This window comes from Agrobacterium sp. ICMP 6402 (assembly GCF_009498615.1).
GTDB lineage: Bacteria > Pseudomonadota > Alphaproteobacteria > Rhizobiales > Rhizobiaceae > Agrobacterium > Agrobacterium burrii.
The window spans coordinates 359,238-376,030 of record NZ_QSNV01000003.1 but is presented as its reverse complement, the minus strand read 5'-3'; the positions used below and the strand labels follow the sequence as shown (position 1 = coordinate 376,030).

14 protein-coding genes and 1 tRNA gene are annotated in these 16,793 nt (G+C 59.7%); 6 read left to right on the top strand and 9 right to left on the bottom strand.

Going from position 1 to position 16,793, the window contains the following annotated elements; translation table 11 throughout:
* Positions 1–32 precede the first annotated feature (32 nt).
* Positions 33–2,993, top strand: coding sequence for an excinuclease ABC subunit UvrB (gene uvrB / locus DXT96_RS12960; protein ID WP_153515105.1), 2,961 nt, complete (start codon positions 33–35; stop codon positions 2,991–2,993).
* Between the two features lie 114 nt (positions 2,994–3,107).
* Here uvrB and DXT96_RS12955 read toward each other — a convergent pair whose 3' ends face one another.
* On the bottom strand, positions 3,108–3,710 hold the full coding sequence (locus DXT96_RS12955; protein ID WP_153515104.1) for a hypothetical protein: 603 nt from the start codon (positions 3,708–3,710) through the stop codon (positions 3,108–3,110).
* 175 nt (positions 3,711–3,885) lie between these two features.
* Here DXT96_RS12955 and DXT96_RS12950 point away from each other — a divergent pair, with 175 nt between their 5' ends.
* Positions 3,886–4,854 carry an alpha/beta hydrolase family protein gene (locus DXT96_RS12950; RefSeq protein ID WP_153515103.1) on the top strand — a complete coding sequence of 323 codons (969 nt, stop codon included), beginning with the start codon at positions 3,886–3,888 and terminating at the stop codon, positions 4,852–4,854.
* Between the two features lie 28 nt (positions 4,855–4,882).
* Here DXT96_RS12950 and DXT96_RS12945 read toward each other — a convergent pair whose 3' ends face one another.
* On the bottom strand, positions 4,883–5,308 hold the full coding sequence (locus DXT96_RS12945) for a DUF1801 domain-containing protein (RefSeq protein WP_153515102.1): 426 nt from the start codon (positions 5,306–5,308) through the stop codon (positions 4,883–4,885).
* Positions 5,309–5,471: 163 nt separating this feature from the next.
* Between DXT96_RS12945 and DXT96_RS12940 the strand changes: the two genes are divergently transcribed.
* Complete coding sequence (locus DXT96_RS12940; protein ID WP_046798139.1) at positions 5,472–5,927, top strand: PRC-barrel domain-containing protein; 456 nt, start codon at positions 5,472–5,474, stop codon at positions 5,925–5,927.
* 202 nt (positions 5,928–6,129) lie between these two features.
* On the top strand, positions 6,130–6,699 hold the full coding sequence (locus DXT96_RS12935; RefSeq protein ID WP_153515139.1) for a DUF922 domain-containing Zn-dependent protease: 570 nt from the start codon (positions 6,130–6,132) through the stop codon (positions 6,697–6,699).
* A gap of 7 nt (positions 6,700–6,706) precedes the next feature.
* On the opposite strand, the gene DXT96_RS12930 is transcribed toward DXT96_RS12935, so the two are convergent.
* Positions 6,707–7,309, bottom strand: a complete 603-nt coding sequence (locus tag DXT96_RS12930; RefSeq protein WP_371418856.1) for a J domain-containing protein — start codon at positions 7,307–7,309, stop codon at positions 6,707–6,709.
* Between the two features lie 397 nt (positions 7,310–7,706).
* Between DXT96_RS12930 and DXT96_RS12925 the strand changes: the two genes are divergently transcribed.
* On the top strand, positions 7,707–8,060 hold the full coding sequence (locus tag DXT96_RS12925; protein ID WP_153515101.1) for a nuclear transport factor 2 family protein: 354 nt from the start codon (positions 7,707–7,709) through the stop codon (positions 8,058–8,060).
* A gap of 60 nt (positions 8,061–8,120) precedes the next feature.
* Here DXT96_RS12925 and DXT96_RS12920 read toward each other — a convergent pair.
* Positions 8,121–8,196 (bottom strand) — tRNA-Thr (locus DXT96_RS12920).
* A 210-nt stretch (positions 8,197–8,406) separates the two neighbouring features.
* On the opposite strand from DXT96_RS12920, the gene DXT96_RS12915 reads away from it, so the two are divergent.
* Positions 8,407–10,146 carry a GGDEF domain-containing protein gene (locus DXT96_RS12915; protein WP_153515100.1) on the top strand — a complete coding sequence of 580 codons (1,740 nt, stop codon included), beginning with the start codon at positions 8,407–8,409 and terminating at the stop codon, positions 10,144–10,146.
* 130 nt (positions 10,147–10,276) lie between these two features.
* Here the strand turns inward: DXT96_RS12915 and DXT96_RS12910 are convergent, their stop codons facing one another.
* From DXT96_RS12910 to DXT96_RS12890, 5 genes are all read right to left on the bottom strand, one after another.
* A complete protein-coding gene (locus DXT96_RS12910; RefSeq protein WP_153515099.1) occupies positions 10,277–11,386 on the bottom strand; it encodes an endonuclease/exonuclease/phosphatase family protein in 1,110 nt (369 codons plus the stop codon).
* 59 nt (positions 11,387–11,445) lie between these two features.
* On the bottom strand, positions 11,446–12,474 hold the full coding sequence (locus DXT96_RS12905; protein ID WP_153515098.1) for an ABC transporter ATP-binding protein: 1,029 nt from the start codon (positions 12,472–12,474) through the stop codon (positions 11,446–11,448).
* Positions 12,462–14,156 carry an iron ABC transporter permease gene (locus DXT96_RS12900; protein WP_153515097.1) on the bottom strand — a complete coding sequence of 565 codons (1,695 nt, stop codon included), beginning with the start codon at positions 14,154–14,156 and terminating at the stop codon, positions 12,462–12,464. Before DXT96_RS12900 ends, DXT96_RS12905 begins: the two co-directional genes overlap by 13 nt.
* A 9-nt stretch (positions 14,157–14,165) precedes the next feature.
* Positions 14,166–15,149: an ABC transporter substrate-binding protein gene (locus tag DXT96_RS12895; protein ID WP_153515096.1), complete on the bottom strand. Its 984-nt coding sequence runs from the start codon at positions 15,147–15,149 to the stop codon at positions 14,166–14,168.
* Positions 15,150–15,453: 304 nt separating this feature from the next.
* Positions 15,454–16,698 (bottom strand): PLP-dependent aminotransferase family protein, encoded by a 1,245-nt coding sequence (locus tag DXT96_RS12890; RefSeq protein WP_153515095.1) that lies wholly within the window; start codon positions 16,696–16,698, stop codon positions 15,454–15,456.
* Positions 16,699–16,793 lie beyond the last annotated feature (95 nt).

Genomic DNA, 16,793 nt, shown 5'->3' with positions numbered 1-16,793 from the left:
CCTTTGCGCGTGACTCCCTCCATATTTCGCGCATGGCCAGATCACCGAAAAATCCCCCGTCCTCGCCCTCCGGCTTTGAGGAAGCCCCGCAATCGTCGTTCGAAGGCGCACCGCTCAGCGGCAGCGTCGCCGATTGGGTGAAGCAGCTGGAGGCGGAAGCCGAGGCGGGTTCGGTGGAAACCCAGCGCGAAGTCGCCTCGAAAGCCGGCAAGCACCGCAAGAAGATCGAGATCGAGGCCCGAAAGGAAGCCGAGAAGGCAGCCTCCAAGACAGCAAAAAACACCACCGCGTCCAAAACCGCACGCGGCGTTTCCATCGGCGCATCGAGTGATCCGAAAACCCGCGCGGCGGCCGGTCTCAATCCGGTGGCGGGCATGGACGTGTCGCTGGAGGAGGCGGCCAACCTCGCGCCCGGCGCCGTCACGGCTACCGTCGAGGCGCTATCGGCGCTGATCGAGAGCGGCAATCCGCTGTTCAAGGACGGCAAGATGTGGACGCCGCACCGGCCGGCCCGTCCGCCGAAATCGGAAGGCGGTGTTACAATCCGCATGGACTCTGAGTACCTGCCGGCCGGCGACCAGCCGACCGCGATTGCAGACCTCGTGGAAGGCATCAATTCCGGCGAGCGCAGCCAGGTGCTGCTCGGCGTCACCGGCTCCGGCAAGACCTTCACCATGGCCAAGGTCATCGAGGCAACCCAGCGCCCCGCCGTCATCCTCGCCCCCAACAAGACGCTGGCGGCGCAGCTCTATTCCGAGTTCAAGAACTTCTTCCCCGACAATGCGGTGGAATATTTCGTTTCCTACTACGATTATTACCAGCCGGAAGCCTATGTGCCGCGCTCCGACACCTTCATCGAGAAGGAATCCTCGATCAACGAACAGATCGACCGGATGCGCCATTCCGCCACCCGCTCGCTGCTGGAACGTGACGACTGCATCATCGTCGCTTCGGTCTCCTGCATCTACGGTATCGGCTCGGTGGAAACCTACACCGCCATGACCTTCCAGATGCAGGTGGGCGACCGGCTGGACCAACGCCAGCTTCTGGCCGACCTAGTGGCCCAGCAATACAAGCGGCGCGACATGGATTTCCAGCGCGGTTCGTTCCGCGTGCGCGGTGACACCATCGAAATCTTCCCGGCCCACCTTGAGGATGCCGCCTGGCGGATCTCGATGTTCGGCGACGAGATCGATTCCATCACCGAATTCGACCCACTGACGGGCCAGAAGACCGGCGACCTGCAATCGGTCAAGATTTACGCCAATTCGCACTATGTCACACCGCGCCCAACGCTGAACGGCGCAATCAAGTCGATCAAGGAAGAGCTGCGGGTTCGTCTCGCCGAGCTGGAGAAAGCCGGTCGCCTGCTGGAAGCCCAGCGGCTGGAGCAGCGCACCCGCTACGATATAGAGATGCTGGAAGCGACCGGCTCCTGCGCCGGCATCGAGAACTATTCGCTTTACCTCACCGGCCGCAACCCCGGTGAGCCGCCACCGACTTTGTTCGAATATATCCCTGACAACGCCCTCCTCTTCATCGATGAAAGCCACGTCTCGGTCAGCCAGATCGGCGGCATGTATCGCGGCGACTTCCGGCGCAAGGCGACGCTGGCCGAATATGGCTTCCGCCTGCCCTCCTGCATGGACAACCGACCGTTGCGATTCGAGGAATGGGACGCGATGCGCCCGCTCACCGTGGCGGTTTCGGCCACCCCCGGCTCATGGGAGATGGAACAGGCTGGCGGCGTCTTTGCCGAACAGGTCATCCGCCCGACCGGCCTCATCGATCCGCCGGTGGAGGTGCGTTCCGCCCGCAGCCAGGTGGACGACGTTCTCGGCGAAATCCGCGAGACCGCCGCCAAGGGTTATCGCACGCTCTGCACCGTGCTGACCAAACGCATGGCCGAAGACCTGACCGAATATCTGCACGAACAGGGCGTGCGCGTGCGTTACATGCACTCGGATATCGACACGCTTGAGCGTATCGAGATCATCCGCGACCTGCGCCTTGGCGCCTTCGACGTTCTAGTCGGCATCAACCTGTTGCGCGAAGGTCTCGATATTCCCGAATGCGGTTTCGTGGCGATCCTCGATGCCGACAAGGAAGGCTTCCTGCGTTCGGAAACCTCGCTGATCCAGACCATCGGCCGCGCCGCCCGTAACGTCGACGGCAAGGTCATCCTCTACGCCGACAACATCACCGGCTCGATGAAGCGGGCGATGGAGGAAACCTCACGCCGCCGCGAAAAGCAGATGGCCTATAACACCGAACACGGCATTACGCCGGAATCGGTCAAGGCGAAGATCTCGGATATTCTTGATTCAGTTTATGAGCGCGACCACGTAAGGGCCGATATTTCAGGCGTTTCCGGCAAGGGCTTCGCCGATGGCGGCCATCTGGTCGGCAACAATCTACAGGCCCACCTCAACGCGCTGGAAAAATCCATGCGCGATGCCGCCGCCGACCTCGACTTCGAAAAGGCCGCCCGCCTGCGCGACGAAATCAAACGCCTCAAGGCCGCCGAACTGGCCACCATGGATGACCCCATGGCCAAGGAAGAAGCGCGCGCTGTCGAAGGCGGCGGAAAAAACAACAGACGCAGCCGTTTGCCAATCTCCCCCCCTGAGGGGGAAATGTCCGGCAGGACAGAGGGGGATGAGCCACGCGCCGCAACCTCCCTCTTCGCCAAACCCGAACTGGACGAGATGGGTCCCGGCTCGGACGCTGGAAAGCCGCTGTTCCGCAGAAACACGCTGGACGAAATGACCGTCGGCCGCACCGAAAAACCCGTGCGCGGCGAGGTTCCCGGCAAGCCCGAGACTGAAGCCGGCAAACGTTTCTCACCCCTGCTGGAAGGCCAGCCGGAGCGCGCGACGGACGATCCGAGGCCGCTGGTACGCGGCAAAGTCGGCGCAGGGTCTTATGAGGACCCCGGCGAACAGAAACGGAAAAGCCGGACAAAAGGGAAGACGGGACGGCCGGGACGCTGACCCGGACGACAGGCCGAACAGGCCCAATAGTTTCGAACACTGCTTCAGCTTCTTGCGCTGTAGGATGATCGTTCCGGGAGATAGCCAGAGCGCTACGTGCTCTGGCGACAACGACTAGCTTTCGCAGCGGCTGACCCGCGTCGCAATCTGCGCTGCTCCAAACACCTTCACCAGATCCGCATCGATGGACATCGGGATATAGTCCTCGTTTTCCGCGGGCTTGATATAGGTCGAGAAATAGATTGGCCCACTCGGCAGAGTGCCGGCGACGCAGACCCGCAATATCTCTATCTCCGTGCTGCCGCGGATACGCGGCCCATCAATGCGCGAGCGGCGCACCTTCTCCTGCAATGCAGTGAGCCGTGCAATATCCTCGGGCTTTATTCTCCACACGCTTGTGCCCCATCCGGCCCGGCTTTTTACGTTGAAGCGTGCGCGATCAGCCTCAGCCATATTTTCTTCGATCAGCCCGAATGTTTCGACAGACTTGTCCTTCACCCCATCAGTGGCGCTACGGATGATCATCACCGCATCACCGGAGCGTAATGAAAGGAAGGTTGGGAGCTGCAACCCCACCCGAACATGCTCAAAATTCATCGTCAGAAAATCGAGTCGCATCAGCTTGGGAATACTGGAAATCGGCGTGGTCATGCAGCCGGAGAGGAATACGAGCAAAATAAGCAATGGTTTGAAACGCGATAATGTCAATGTCATCATGAAACCCTGAAGGCTATGGCGCGATATGAACGACCGCCGCATCGAGGTTTCCGAAGCTGAAGCCATTAGATCGCCCGCAAACTTGCAAGGAGAGCATTACCGCAACATTATGCCCAGACCACGCGGTTCCCGCGATGTTGATTATCGTCTGGAAATGGCGGCAGGGAGACACGGCATGCATCGAAAAAATCTGGCGGCCTTCTGCCTTTTGTTTTCCTGCGGACCAGCCTTGTCCGGCCAGATCGAGGATGCCACTTTCCAGAGCGCCGCCCTCAACGCACCGCTTGCCGTCAACATCTACCGCCCGGATGGCGCGCCGCCGGAAAACGGCTGGCCTGTGCTGTATCTCCTGCACGGCCATGATGGCGACCAGAACAGCTGGCGCGATCTTGGCAATATCGAAAAGACGCTCGATACCCTGATCGCGGCAGGCGCCATCCGCCCGGTGGTGGTTGTCATGCCCGGTGTCAAAAACAGCTGGTATGTCGATTCCGCCGCCGTTGGCGGTCCAGGCGACTACGAAACTGCCCTGACCGGCGATCTGCGCCACCAGATCGAAAAAACCCTGCCGGTGCGCAAGGATCGAGAAGGCCGCGCCATTGCCGGCCTCTCCATGGGCGGTTTCGGCGCATTGCATCTGGCCTATGGTCACGAAGACCTCTATGGCGCCGTCGCCAGCCTGTCGGGCGCGATCTGGCAGAACGTGCCCGCCTCCGATCTCGACAAGACACCCGCCGAACTCAAGCTCATTCAAGACAGTGCCTTCTTTCACCGCATCGACCGCACCACCGTCACCAGCGGCATCGTGCTGCCCTCCACCGGCGACCATTTCTCCGGCGCCTTCGGCACGCCTTTCGATGCAAGGCTCTTTAATGAAAAGAACGTCTTCACCCTCGTCGCACAACACGTCGCCGAAAGCCAGGATCTGCCCGCCACCTATCTGACCGTCGGCGACGATGACGGCTTCTTCCTCTGGCGCGGCGCTATCGCCCTGCATGAGACACTACAGGCCGACAAGCGCAAATCCGAGCTGCGGGTGACCGATGGCGATCACGTCTGGTCGGTGTGGAAGGTCTCCATCATCGACGCGCTGAAGTTCATCGATAGCGAATGGGACAAGGCGGCGGATGTCGCGCAAGATTGAGGAACCCGCTTGTCTTCTTACTGCCTGATCATTTCCCAGCCCGCTTTTTCCCGGTTTTTACCGACAGGTTCAACTCCACCGCCGCCCGGATCAGCGCCATCAGCGCTTCCTCATTCACCACGTCCCCTTCGTGAAAATCGATTGCCCGCCGCATATTGCCCTCAAGGCTCGAATTGAACAGACCCGCCGGGTCGGCGAGTGAAGCCCCCTTCGCAAAGGTCATCTTCACTGCACTCTTGTAGGTTTCACCGGTACACAGAATGCCCGCATGCGACCAGACCGGCACGCCGCGCCATTTCACTTCTTCAATCACCTCCGGGTCTGCCTTTTTGATCAGCGCGCGGACATGCGCGAGCATGTCGCCCCGCCAGTCGCCAAGCTCCACGATCTTCCGGTCAATGAAGTCCGATGCTGCAATCTCCTCCGCAGCTATCGCCACCGTCGTTTTTGCCATGACACCCTCCCGATTTCACCGCGCCGCCGCTCCCGGCCTGCCTCGCGACTGTTTCATCTTTCAGCATAGACCAAATTTTCACGTCCTCCCACGCGGAACCAAATTCGCGCTTCACCGTTTCCTCCCCGAACGCAATGTTCAGCATACAAAGGGAAGAAACATCATGAAAATCAAGGTCATCGCGCTCGCTGCCGCGGCAGTGCTATCCTCTTCCGTGGCATTTGCCCAGACGGCAACCACGGCTCCTGCCGCCGGCGCGGACGCCGCTTTGTCGGGTCCCGGCATCACCATGGGCACCAAGGCCAACGGCCCGCTGAAGTTCGTGAATGTCCAGAAGACCGATCTCACCGCCTCCCAGCTCGACGGTCTCGACATCTATAACGCCCAGAATGAAAACATCGGCGAAATCGAGGATGTCGTCATTGGCGACGGCAAGTCGGTGATTGGCCTTGTGGCCAGCGTCGGTGGCTTCCTCGGCATAGACAAGAGCTACGTGGTGCTCGACCCGGCCTCCGTCGCGGTCCACAACGACAACGGCACCTGGAAGGCTTATGTCGACACCACCAAGGAAGCGCTGCAAAATGCGCCGAAGCTCGACTACGACAAGCTGGACGACTGATTACCCCTGCAGTCGCAAGCTTGCCCCCGCGATCCGTCATCGCGGGGGTTTTTCATGCGTTATATTCCGGCCAGGCATCTGGCACTCCCATCGCACAGACCCTTGCCTGACAGCCCGCCTCTCGCCTATCTTCGGCTCGCAAATCACCAAGGATCCATGCGTGCCCGCCAAAATCGTCTCCGCCCTCACTACCAGCACCGTCATGATGTTGCTAAGCGCCGTTCCGCTGTCCGCGCAATCGACCGGCTGGAAACCCGCAGAGCAGATAAAAACCTATGCCATCAGCGGCAATACCGGCGGTGCGTTGTACCAGTCGATCGGCGAACGCGGCCCGACCGCCGGTGTACAGGCGATCGCCCACACGACCTTCAAGCTGACCTGGCGTCGGGATTATCGTCCGCAGCCGGATGGCGCCTGTGTGCTGGCCACAGCAAGGCCCAATCTCACCATCATCTACACCTGGCCGAAAGCGCCGGCGCAATTGCCATCCGCCGTTGCCGCCAGCTGGAAAACCTTCATTTCCGGCGTCGAGACCCATGAGCGCGTCCATGGTGACCATATCCTCGACATGGTGCAGAAAATCGAAGCCTTCAGCACTGGCCTGAGGGCAGAAAACGATCCGAAATGCCAGAAGGTGCGCGTTGTCCTGCAGCAACGGCTGGGTGAGCTTTCCAACGAGCAGCGCCAGCGCGGCCGTGATTTCGACCGCGACGAGTTGTCCCCCGGCGGGCGGGTGCACAAGCTCATTCTCGCACTGGTCAACGGCCCCTGAAGAGCGATTATTCCGCCGCCTCGCCCTTCAGCAGCGGTTCGGAAAGCACCATGGTCTCCAGCTCATAGGAATAACCCTCGAGCATCGTATAGGCCTGCTCGATTGCCTCGATCTGAGCTTCCGCATTGCGGATGGCTTCGGCGATCGACTGGCTGCGGGCGCGCAGCATGGAACTCAGCACATCGGTTTCCGGCTTGCGGCCGAGACGATCCATGTGTTTGCGAACCCGCGTGCGGTGCCGTTCGAGTTCGAGAATATGGAAGCGGCTTTTGAGAATATCGTCGGTCAGCTTGCGGCGCATGGCCGCCACGGGATCAAAACTTCCCGGTTCGCGCTCATCCAGAATGAACTCGTTGACCAGTGTTTCCAGCATCAGCAGGCCCTTCAGGTCCTTGGCGTCGGCCAGCTGTGGATCGTAACCGGTATCGTCGAACACCTTGCGGCGCACCGGATCCTTCAAAAGCTCGTAGGCCGTCTGCAGGCGGGCGAATTGATCGGTATCGCCACCGCTGTCGGGATGGGCCGCCTTGGCAACCTTGCGATAGGCCGACTTGATCGCCGCCTCGTCGGCATCACGCTCCACGCCAAGCAAAACATAGGGATCGATCACAAAAACACCTTCAAACGCAAACTGTTACCCGCATGCCTGATACCACCGTCACAAGACCTGCGGGCGGATCATAGGCCAAATCCACCCCGCGCGGCACCCCGCACCGGCGGTTAAACCGGCAAAGCCCACATAAAAGCCTCATGGCGCACCGCAGGACGACCGGCGGAAAAGCCCATGATGCCGAAATTTGTCGGACCCAAGGCGACTATAGTTACAGGCGGGACAAAATTGTGGAAAGCGACAGCAAAACATGCCGCCACTCCACGCGTCGCCTTTGTGGCAGGCCACCGTAAAACACTTTTGCGAAGGCGTAAGGAGCGCGTTTTCAGGAGGTTATGGTGGAAACTCACCAACGGGTGTAAGCTCGGCTTTTGGATCTGAAGGGAGGGATGATCCGATGCCGCAAACCATTACCCAGACCGTCACGGACTATGTGCACGCCATGGCCTATGCCGATGAGGGCCGGATGCGTGACGTTTTCGATCCACGCGCCAACATCGTCGGCACCTTCGAAGGCGAAACCGAATGGCTGTCTCTGGAGGACTTCGTTGACCAGATGCGAAAAAACGAACGCGGCCTGCCCGATCACGACCCCACTTTCGAAATCATGGGCATAGACAAGGAGGGCGACAGCGCCTCGGTGAAGCTGACTACAAGTTTCGATGGCATGGATTTTTACGAATACCTGTCCCTGCTGGAACACGAAGGCAACTGGTCGATCGTGCACAAGCTTTACCACATCAAGCGGTAGATGCGGTCCGGAAAAGCAACGGAAGTGCGGATGGGGGCAGGTTCAAGCTATTGAAAATACTGGTGCCCCCGACAAGGTTCGAACTCGTGACCCCCTGATTACAAATCAGGTGCTCTACCAACTGAGCTACAAGGGCAATCCAGTGCCTTGCCAACTATCAGATTCTGACTTGGTGTAAAGCAAAAACTGATGACACGGCATCAGCGAACATCTTTTCCACATCACCTGCGCTCATCGTCCCCTGGACTATCATCGCGGCAAAGGCCCGGAAAATAAGCGAAGTATTTACGCAGCGCCGGTAAGATGGCGATGAAACATAACCATTGCAGTGAGAATTACGCCTCAGATGCGCGCGAGCATACAGAAAATACAGCTGACAGGCACGATCGTCATCGCCGCAAGTTCAATCCTGCTGGCCACTCTCGCCGCGGTGCCAAGTGTCTCCAATTATCTGCGTTACCGCACCAATGCCGCCCAGCTCACCCGTTTCGAAACCGCCCTTCAGTCCGCATGGCTGATCTCGGCCGAGCGCGGCCCTGCAAACAATCTGATGGGCGCACCCGCCCCCGATCCGAAGCTGGTCGAGGGACTTGCAGCTGCACGCAAGGCGACGGATGACAAGTTGTCGGAACTTGAAGTTTCCTTCACCGAGGAAATCAAGGCCCAGCCTGAATTCGCCAAATCACTTGCCGAAACCCGCCAGAAACTGGCGCAATCCCGCGAAGCGGTGGATCGCGTTGCCGCGTCCCCCCCTTCCACACGCAGCCAAAGCGCCATGTCCAACGCGATTTTATCGATGTTCAAGGCGGCTGATAGCGTCAACCTGCTGCGCGGCAAAGTGGCACGTGCCGTCATCAAGGTCACGCCCGACGTGGCGATCGACATCGCGATGACCGGCACCGCCGGCGTGATGCGTGACAGGATCGGCCGACTCGGCTCCTATGTGGTGATGAGCCTGCGGGCAAACAGGCAGGAAAAGCTGGGTTATCGCGCCAAATTCGATAATGAGATGCAGAGCCTGCTGTCGCTGAAAGCGTCGCTGATCAACTACACCGCCGCCTATCTGTCGACGCCGCAACTGGACAAGGCGTTTCAGGATATGGAGACCTATTATTTCGGTCAGGCGTTGCGTTACGCGCAGAATACGATCGTGATAGCCATACCCTCCGCCCAGCCGGGCATTCTTGAATTCTCCAGGAACTATATTGCCGGCATGCGCTCGTCCGATGCCCTGCGCGATCTCATCCTCTCCGAAACCCGGGCAAGGCTCGAAAAAAGGAAGAACGAGGCTCTGGTCTTTGGCGGAGCATCCCTTCTGCTCGCCGCCTTCGCGGTTCTGGTTCTGCTGCGGCTCACATCGGTCTATCGAACGATGCTGTTCCAGCCCATGCAATCCGTCCGGGCGCAGATCGCCGCGATCGCCGCCGGTGACCTTTCCGAAACCCGTTGTGAAGACAGGGTTGCCCCGGAAGTGAAGAAGATGTTCGAGGAACTTGATTTCCTGCGTGAGCAGCTTCGCCAGAAGGGCGAAATGGAAAACCAGCAGCGCGCGCTGGCAGAACAGCTGCGCACGCTCTCTGAAACCGATGCCTTGACGGGTGTCTTCAATCGCCGTGCGCTGGAACGGGCCGTTCGTGCCATATTGAGCGGCGAAGAACAGTATCAGTCGCTCGGCGTGATGATTGTCGATATCGACCACTTCAAATCGATCAACGACCGTTATGGCCACGCCATGGGCGACCTCGCGCTGCAAAAGACCGCGGGGCTTTTGCGCAGTGCGTTGCGCAAGAACGATATTCTGGCCCGTTACGGCGGTGAGGAATTCGTCGTCGTGCTGCAGGACGTCAGCCACGCCACCGCGACGGCAACCGCCGACCGCCTTCGCCGCCTGATCGAAGCGCAGATGATCGATGAGCAGAGCGGCCTGTCGCTGACGGCAAGCTTTGGCGTTGTGTGGCAGGAAGCGCGGGCGATAAGCAGCTGGGACGAGTTGATCGCAATCGCCGACGACCGGCTTTATGAAGCCAAGCGCGCCGGCCGCAACCGAGTCTGGGCCACCTATTTTCCAAAGGTCGCCAACGGATAGCCGGCATCAATCGGTATGCTGCCGGCGGCTAAAGCATTTCCACTAAAAACGGAATCGCTTTTATTTTGGAAAAAAACTTAAAAACAAATAGTTATAGCACTTTCACGTTTTGAAGAGACGCAGAAATTCTCTAGATCAGGTCCAGCGTCATCACGACAGGGCAATGGTCGGAAGCCTTCGGCCGATCCCAGCCGGTGCGCGGATAACGCTCCACCTCCTGCCCCGGCGGAAAGATGGTGCGATACGGCTGGCCCGCCCGGATGATTTCAGGAGCCCTTGTAGCATTGATTTCAGCCAGACGCGGTGAAAGCCAGATATAATCCAGCTGGCACAGGTGCTGCTCCTGCGGCCCACGCGAATGGTAGAGTGTCCAGCGATCCATGACATCGCGGCGCAGCATCGGATTGGTGACGAAATCATCGGCGGTGAAGACATCGAGCGCGCTCCTCGCCTCCTCAACGGGCGCAAAACTATAGCCGTTGCGCCGGTCGCCGGAAATCGCCACACGCTCCTGATAGTCGTTCATATCGCCGCAAATGGCGAAATTCTTGTTGCGCGTATTGCCGACACCCCAGCGGTTTTCGATGATACGGCGCACGGCCATGGCTTCCGCCTCGCGGATCGGCATGGTGGCGAGCCGGGCATCGACGGGGTCGCGGGAATTGGTCATGGATTTGAAATGCGTGACGTAAAGCGTCAGCGGCTTGCCGCCGATCCGAAGGTCGATTTCCAGGCAATCCCGTTTGAAAATCTTGTCATCGATCTGGTTGGTCGCAGCCAGCGCCGGATTGAAGAGATCGAGATTGCGATAGGTCAGCGCCGCATGGCTCTTGATGTCGACCACCTCGATCTTGTCGCCATCACGGGTCTGCTCGCGCATGACGACGGCGACATCGATGCCGCGGCTGTCATTGCCCTCGACCAGATATTTCTGCAGATAGCCATTGCCGACCATGCGGTAAAGATAGCCATATTCGAAGGCCTGCAGCGCGGCCATGTTATCGACTTCCTGCAGGCAGAGAATATCCGCATCCGCGTCAGCTATGGCGAGCGCCGAAAGCTGGCGCGTATCGTCAGTTGAGGAGACGGTCCGCGCGCTTTCCAGCGCCTGATAGGTCGCCTCGTCCCTGATATCGAACAGCTGGATCGCCCTGTCGCGCCGCGTCTGGTTGCGAAAACCGGTGAAATCGAAACGGGTGAGAAGATTTTCGATATTGAAGGTGGCAAGCCGAAGCGACATGTTTCATTCCTGTTGCTGGAATAGGAGCTTAGCCGCTCCAACCCCGCCTAGCCAATAGTCTAAAGACGCCACGCCGCACGAATCGCAACCGGCATGCGATCTCCGACAGCGACCGCTTCCCGGGAATAGGCCCGAAGCGCCTGCCCGTCTGGCAGGTCGAGACGGAGAGCATAACGCTCGCCCTCGTAAAGAACCGAAGTAACTGTGCAGCTGACACCCTCCGCGTCCCGCACCACATCCTGCGGCCGCACGAGAATATCCGCCTGCGGCAAGTGTCTGCCACTCTCCATCGCCGCCCGAAGTGTCGTCCAGTCAAGATCGCGCGCAACCCCTTCCGCTACCGGCAGGGTCAGGATCGCCCCCTGCCCCACCAACGAGCCGACCAGCCGGCCCTCCGGCCGCGCGTAAAGCTCCGCCGGTGCCGCCACCTGCAACAGCTTGCCCTGCGACATGACGGCAACATCGGTGGCAAGCGCCATGGCTTCGGCCTGATCATGGGTGACATAGATCATCGTCGCGCCGGAGCGGATGTGGAATTCGCGAAACGTCTCTTCCATCTCCTGGCGCAGATGCCGGTCGAGATTGGCGAGCGGCTCGTCGAGCAGCACCACATCAGGCTCGGTAACGAGGCAGCGGGCGAGCGCCACGCGTTGCCGCTGACCGCCGGACAATTCGGCAGGACGACGGTCCGCAAAACTTTCGAGACGCACGGCTGCCAGCGCCTGACGCACCTTTTCGCGATATTTCTCACCCGAAATGCCGCGGACTTTCAAAGGATAACCGGCATTGTCGGCAACCGACATATGCGGCCAAAGCGCATAGGACTGGAACACCATCGCCATGTTGCGCCGCTCTGGCGGCACCATGCTGCCCCCATCGGCCAGCACGCGTTCTCCAAGCAGGATGGAGCCGTCGGTCGGCTGTTCAAAACCGGCAATCATGCGCAGCACCGTCGTCTTGCCGCAGCCGGAAGGGCCGAGCAAGGCGAGAAAGCCGCCGTCGCGCACGGTGAGCGACACGTCGTCGACGGCGGGCTTCGATCCGGATCCGAAATTTTTCGACAGGCGGTTGAGGATCAGTTTCGCCAAGGGACCACTCCTTTCGGCAGATAGCGCCCCAGAATTTCGAGCAGCAACATGAGGAAAATCACCATGATGACGACGAGCACCGAAAGCCCCGAAGCAAGATCGAAGCTGCCGCTGTCATCAAGATTGTAGATGAGCACGCCGAGCGTCTGCGTGCCGGCCGACCACAGGAGCGCCGAAACCGTCAGCTCGTTGCAGGCGATCAGGAAAACCAGGATGACCGACGCCCCCGCCGCAGGCCCGACCAGCGGCAGGATGATATCCGTGAGCCGCCGCCAGAAACCGGCGCCGGACAGCCGTGCGGCCTCTTCCAGCGACGGATCGAATTGCAGGAAGGCGCTGACCATGGGTTTCAGGCTGACGGCGAAGAAGGAGGAAAAATAGGCGAGCAGAATGATCCAGATCGTGCCGTAAAGTGTGAAGCCCAGCAGCGGAATGGGGGCTGCGAACAGCAGCACGAAGGACACCGAGATAACTACGCCCGGCAGCGCATAGGGAATATCCACCAGCGCCGAGAGCAGGAACATGAAGCGGCTTTTGCCGCGCACCAGAAAATAAGCGGTCAGCACCGTCACCGCCAGCAGGCAAAGCGATGTGGCGGTTGCCAGAAACAGCGAATTGCGGAAGGCGGTACGGGTGACACTCTGGCGGTAGAGCAGTTCCTCATAGGCATGCAGCGTCACGGTCTTGAGGCTGAGCGGCACGCCGTAAGCGGGAGCGAGCGAGCTTGCCATCAGCGCGGCAAGCGGCGCAACCAGCATGAAGAACAGCACAAGCCACAGGGCAAGCTCCGCCGGGACCCGCCAGCGCGCCAGCCCAAACGTCGCGGCCTTGCCGGAAAGGCCGATGATCCGATAGTCCCTGCCCTTCATCGCCCGTTCCTGAAGCGCAAGCCCGGCGACCGAGATGATGGCGATCATGGTGGAGAGGATGGCGATATCGCCGAAGGTGCTGGTGCCGAAACTGGCGAAACGGCTGTAAATCAGCGTCGGCAAGGTAAAGATCGAGCCAGGTATGCCGAGGATGGCCGGAATGCCGAAATTGCCAACATTGGACACGAAAGAAATCGCCGCGCCGGCAATCAGCCCCGGCGTGGAAAGCGGCAGGATGATATCGACCAGCACACGCCGCGGCGAAGCACCGGAAAGCTTGGCGGCCTCGATGCCATCCTGCGGCAGGGCCAACAGACCGGCGCGCAGCGACAGATAGACAAGCGGTGCATGCTGCACGCCGAGCAGCAGCGCGATGCCCGCAATGGAATAAAGCGGCTGCGGCGATCCCATCGGCGGCGCAAGGCCGATGGCCTTCAACAACGTACTCGACGGGCCGGTCATGCCGATCCACGACAGCGCCGTCACCTGCGGCGGGATCATCATCGGCAGCATGAACAGGAAGCTTAAAATCGACTTGCCGCGAATATCGCAAAGCGTCAGCGCAAGCGCAAAGGCACCGCCGATCGCCAGCGAGATCAGCATGCCGAAAAACGAGGTCGAAAGCGTGTTCAGCGCCGCATCCCAAAGGGCTGGATCAGCAAGAAGCCGCCATATGTCACCATTGAGTGATGAAATGATACCGGTATAGGCCAGCCGGCCGAGCGGCAGGGCGCTGAGTGCAAAAACGACACTCACCACAAAAGGAAACAGCCAGCGCGGCTGGCTGCTTCCATAGGCACTTGAACGGGACATGCCGCTATATCAGCCCTTGGAGCCGAAAATATCGGAGAAGGTCTTCAGGTCCTGTTCGGAGTTCTTCAGCGCATCAGCAGCACTGAGCGGCAGAACCTTGATCTTGTCGCGGGCCGGGAAGCCTTCAGGCATGCCGGCATCGGCACGAACAGGAATGTAGCCGAGCTTGACGAAGCCCTGCTGGCCCTTTTCCGAAAGCACGTAGTCGACGAACTTCTTCGCCGCTTCCTCGTGCTTGGTGCCCTTGATGATCGCGACCGGCTCTGTGACGGCCGAAACACCCTCTTCCGGGAAAACGAACTCGACCGGAGCACCCTTGGCCTTTTCGCGGATCGGCATGTAATCAACGACGACGCCGTAAGCCTTTTCGCCTGACGCGACCGACTTCAGAACCGCACCGTTGCCGCCGCCGGCAATGGCTTCATTGGTCTTCAGCTGCTTGTAATAGTCCCAGCCGAGACCATCGGCAGCAGCAAGTGTCTGCGCATGGATCAGCGCCGCACCCGAGGTCAACGGGCTTGGCATGGTCACGAGACCCTTGGCTTCGGCCTTGGCCAGATCCTTCCAGCTCGTCGGCTTCATCGCGGCAGCGGTGTTGTACATGATACCCGTCGTGATGAGCTTGGTGGAGTAATAGAAGCCATCCGCATCATAGAGCGAAGCGTCGATGTTCTTGGCTTCGGCAGACTTGTGGGCCAGCAACTGGCCAGCCTGCTTCATGCGCTCGAGCGTTACGGTGTCGGCGATCAAGAGCACGTCGGCAACCGGATTGCCGGCGCTGATCTCAGCCATCAGCTTGGCCATGATCTTCGGCGTTCCGTCACGCACCCATTCGACTTCAAGACCGGGATTGGCAGCCTTGAAACCATCAACGGTCGCCTGCGCGTCCTCGTTCGGCTGGCTGGTATAGAGCACCAGATCGGCGGCATTGGCAGCGGTGGCGATAAAGCCGAGCGATACGATGGCGGTGAAAGCGGAGAGCAGCGTTTTCATGGGGTCGGTCCCTGTTGTTTGGTGGGACCGCTTAAACATGCTTGCATAACATGTATGTGACAGGCAGGATTTTTGGGGTGTGATCTCTACAGCAAGGTAGACATTGTGGCTTACCCCCCTCTGCCCTGCCGGGCATCTCCCCACAAGGAGGGAGATCGGCAAGAGGCTCTCTTACCACTTCATTCTCTAACGTTGAGATGGGCGATACCTCGCCACAGGTCGATCTCCCCCCTTGTGGGGGAGATGTCCGGCAGGACAGAGGGGGTGAAACCACAACCTCCGTCGCTGCCGTAAGCTGCCGACATCAAATCGCCGAAAGCACCTCACCCGTTTCCGCCTGCGCCGTCGTAATCAACCGACCCAGCCGCATCATCCCCTCCTCAATCATCGCCTCGTTGGCGCAGGAGAAGCTGATGCGCAGCGTGTTCGTACCCGAGCCATCCGCAAAGAATGCACGACCGGGAACGAAGGCCACCTTTTCCGTGGCGATGGATTTTGCCAGCAGTGCGGCGCCATCCATGCCTTCCGGCAACGTGACCCAGATGAACATGCCACCTTCCGGTTTCGTCCAGTGCGTGCCCTTCGGCATGTACTTGTCGAGCGCGGCCAGCATCGCATTACGGCGGGCGCTATAGGCGGCCTTGATCTTGGCCACCTGCTTGTCGAAGCCGCGCGAGGCGACGCGTTCGATGGCGATCTGGTTGATGGTCGAGGAATGCAGGTCAGCGGCCTGCTTCATCAGCACCAGCTTGCGGATAACAGGTGGGGAAGCGACGATGTAACCGACGCGAAGGCCAGGTGCGAGCGTCTTGGAGAAGCTGCCGCAATAGATGGTGCGGGTGTTCTCGATGCCGCCGGAACGGGCAATGTCGAGCGCCATGATCGGCGGCACCGCCTCGCCATCGTAACGCAGCGACTGATAGGCGGCATCTTCGATGACGGCGATGTCAAGCTCGTCGGCCAGCGCCAGAACCTTTTCGCGGCCGGCCAGATCGACGGTCTCGCCGGTCGGATTGGAGAAATCGGCCGAGAGATAGGCGAACTTCACCGCACCGCCATGCTTGGCGGCGGTTTCGCGATAAGCCTCCGGCGTGCGGTTGCCGCCCGGATTGAGCTGATCGTAATTCGGCTCATAGGCGTTGAAGGCGGAAAGCGCGCCGAGATAGGTCGGCCAGGTCACAAGCGCCGTGTCCTTCGGCGACAGGAACAGCTTGCCGAGATAATCGAGACCCTGCTGCGAGCCGGAAACGATGAAAACATTATCAGCGGTGCAGTCGATGCCGATCTCGGCCATCTCACCCGCCAGCCATTCGCGCAGCGGCTTGTAACCCTCGCTAACAGAATATTGCAGCGCTGCATTGACCTGCGCGCCGGAAAAAATTTCCGCATAAGCCTGCTGGAATTCCTCTGCGGGGAAGAGAGCCGGGTCCGGAATGCCGCCGGCAAAGGAGATGATATCAGGCTGTTCGAGCAGCTTCAGCAACTCGCGGATTTCAGACGCTTTCATGCGCGAAGAGCGCGTGGCGAAAATTTGTTCCCAATCTAGCATGGGTACGTTTCCTCTTGTGTCGTTTTTATGCGTGCATCTTTACAGAAATGTCGATATGTCAGCAATACTGACTTATCAGTTTTTCGAATTATTTC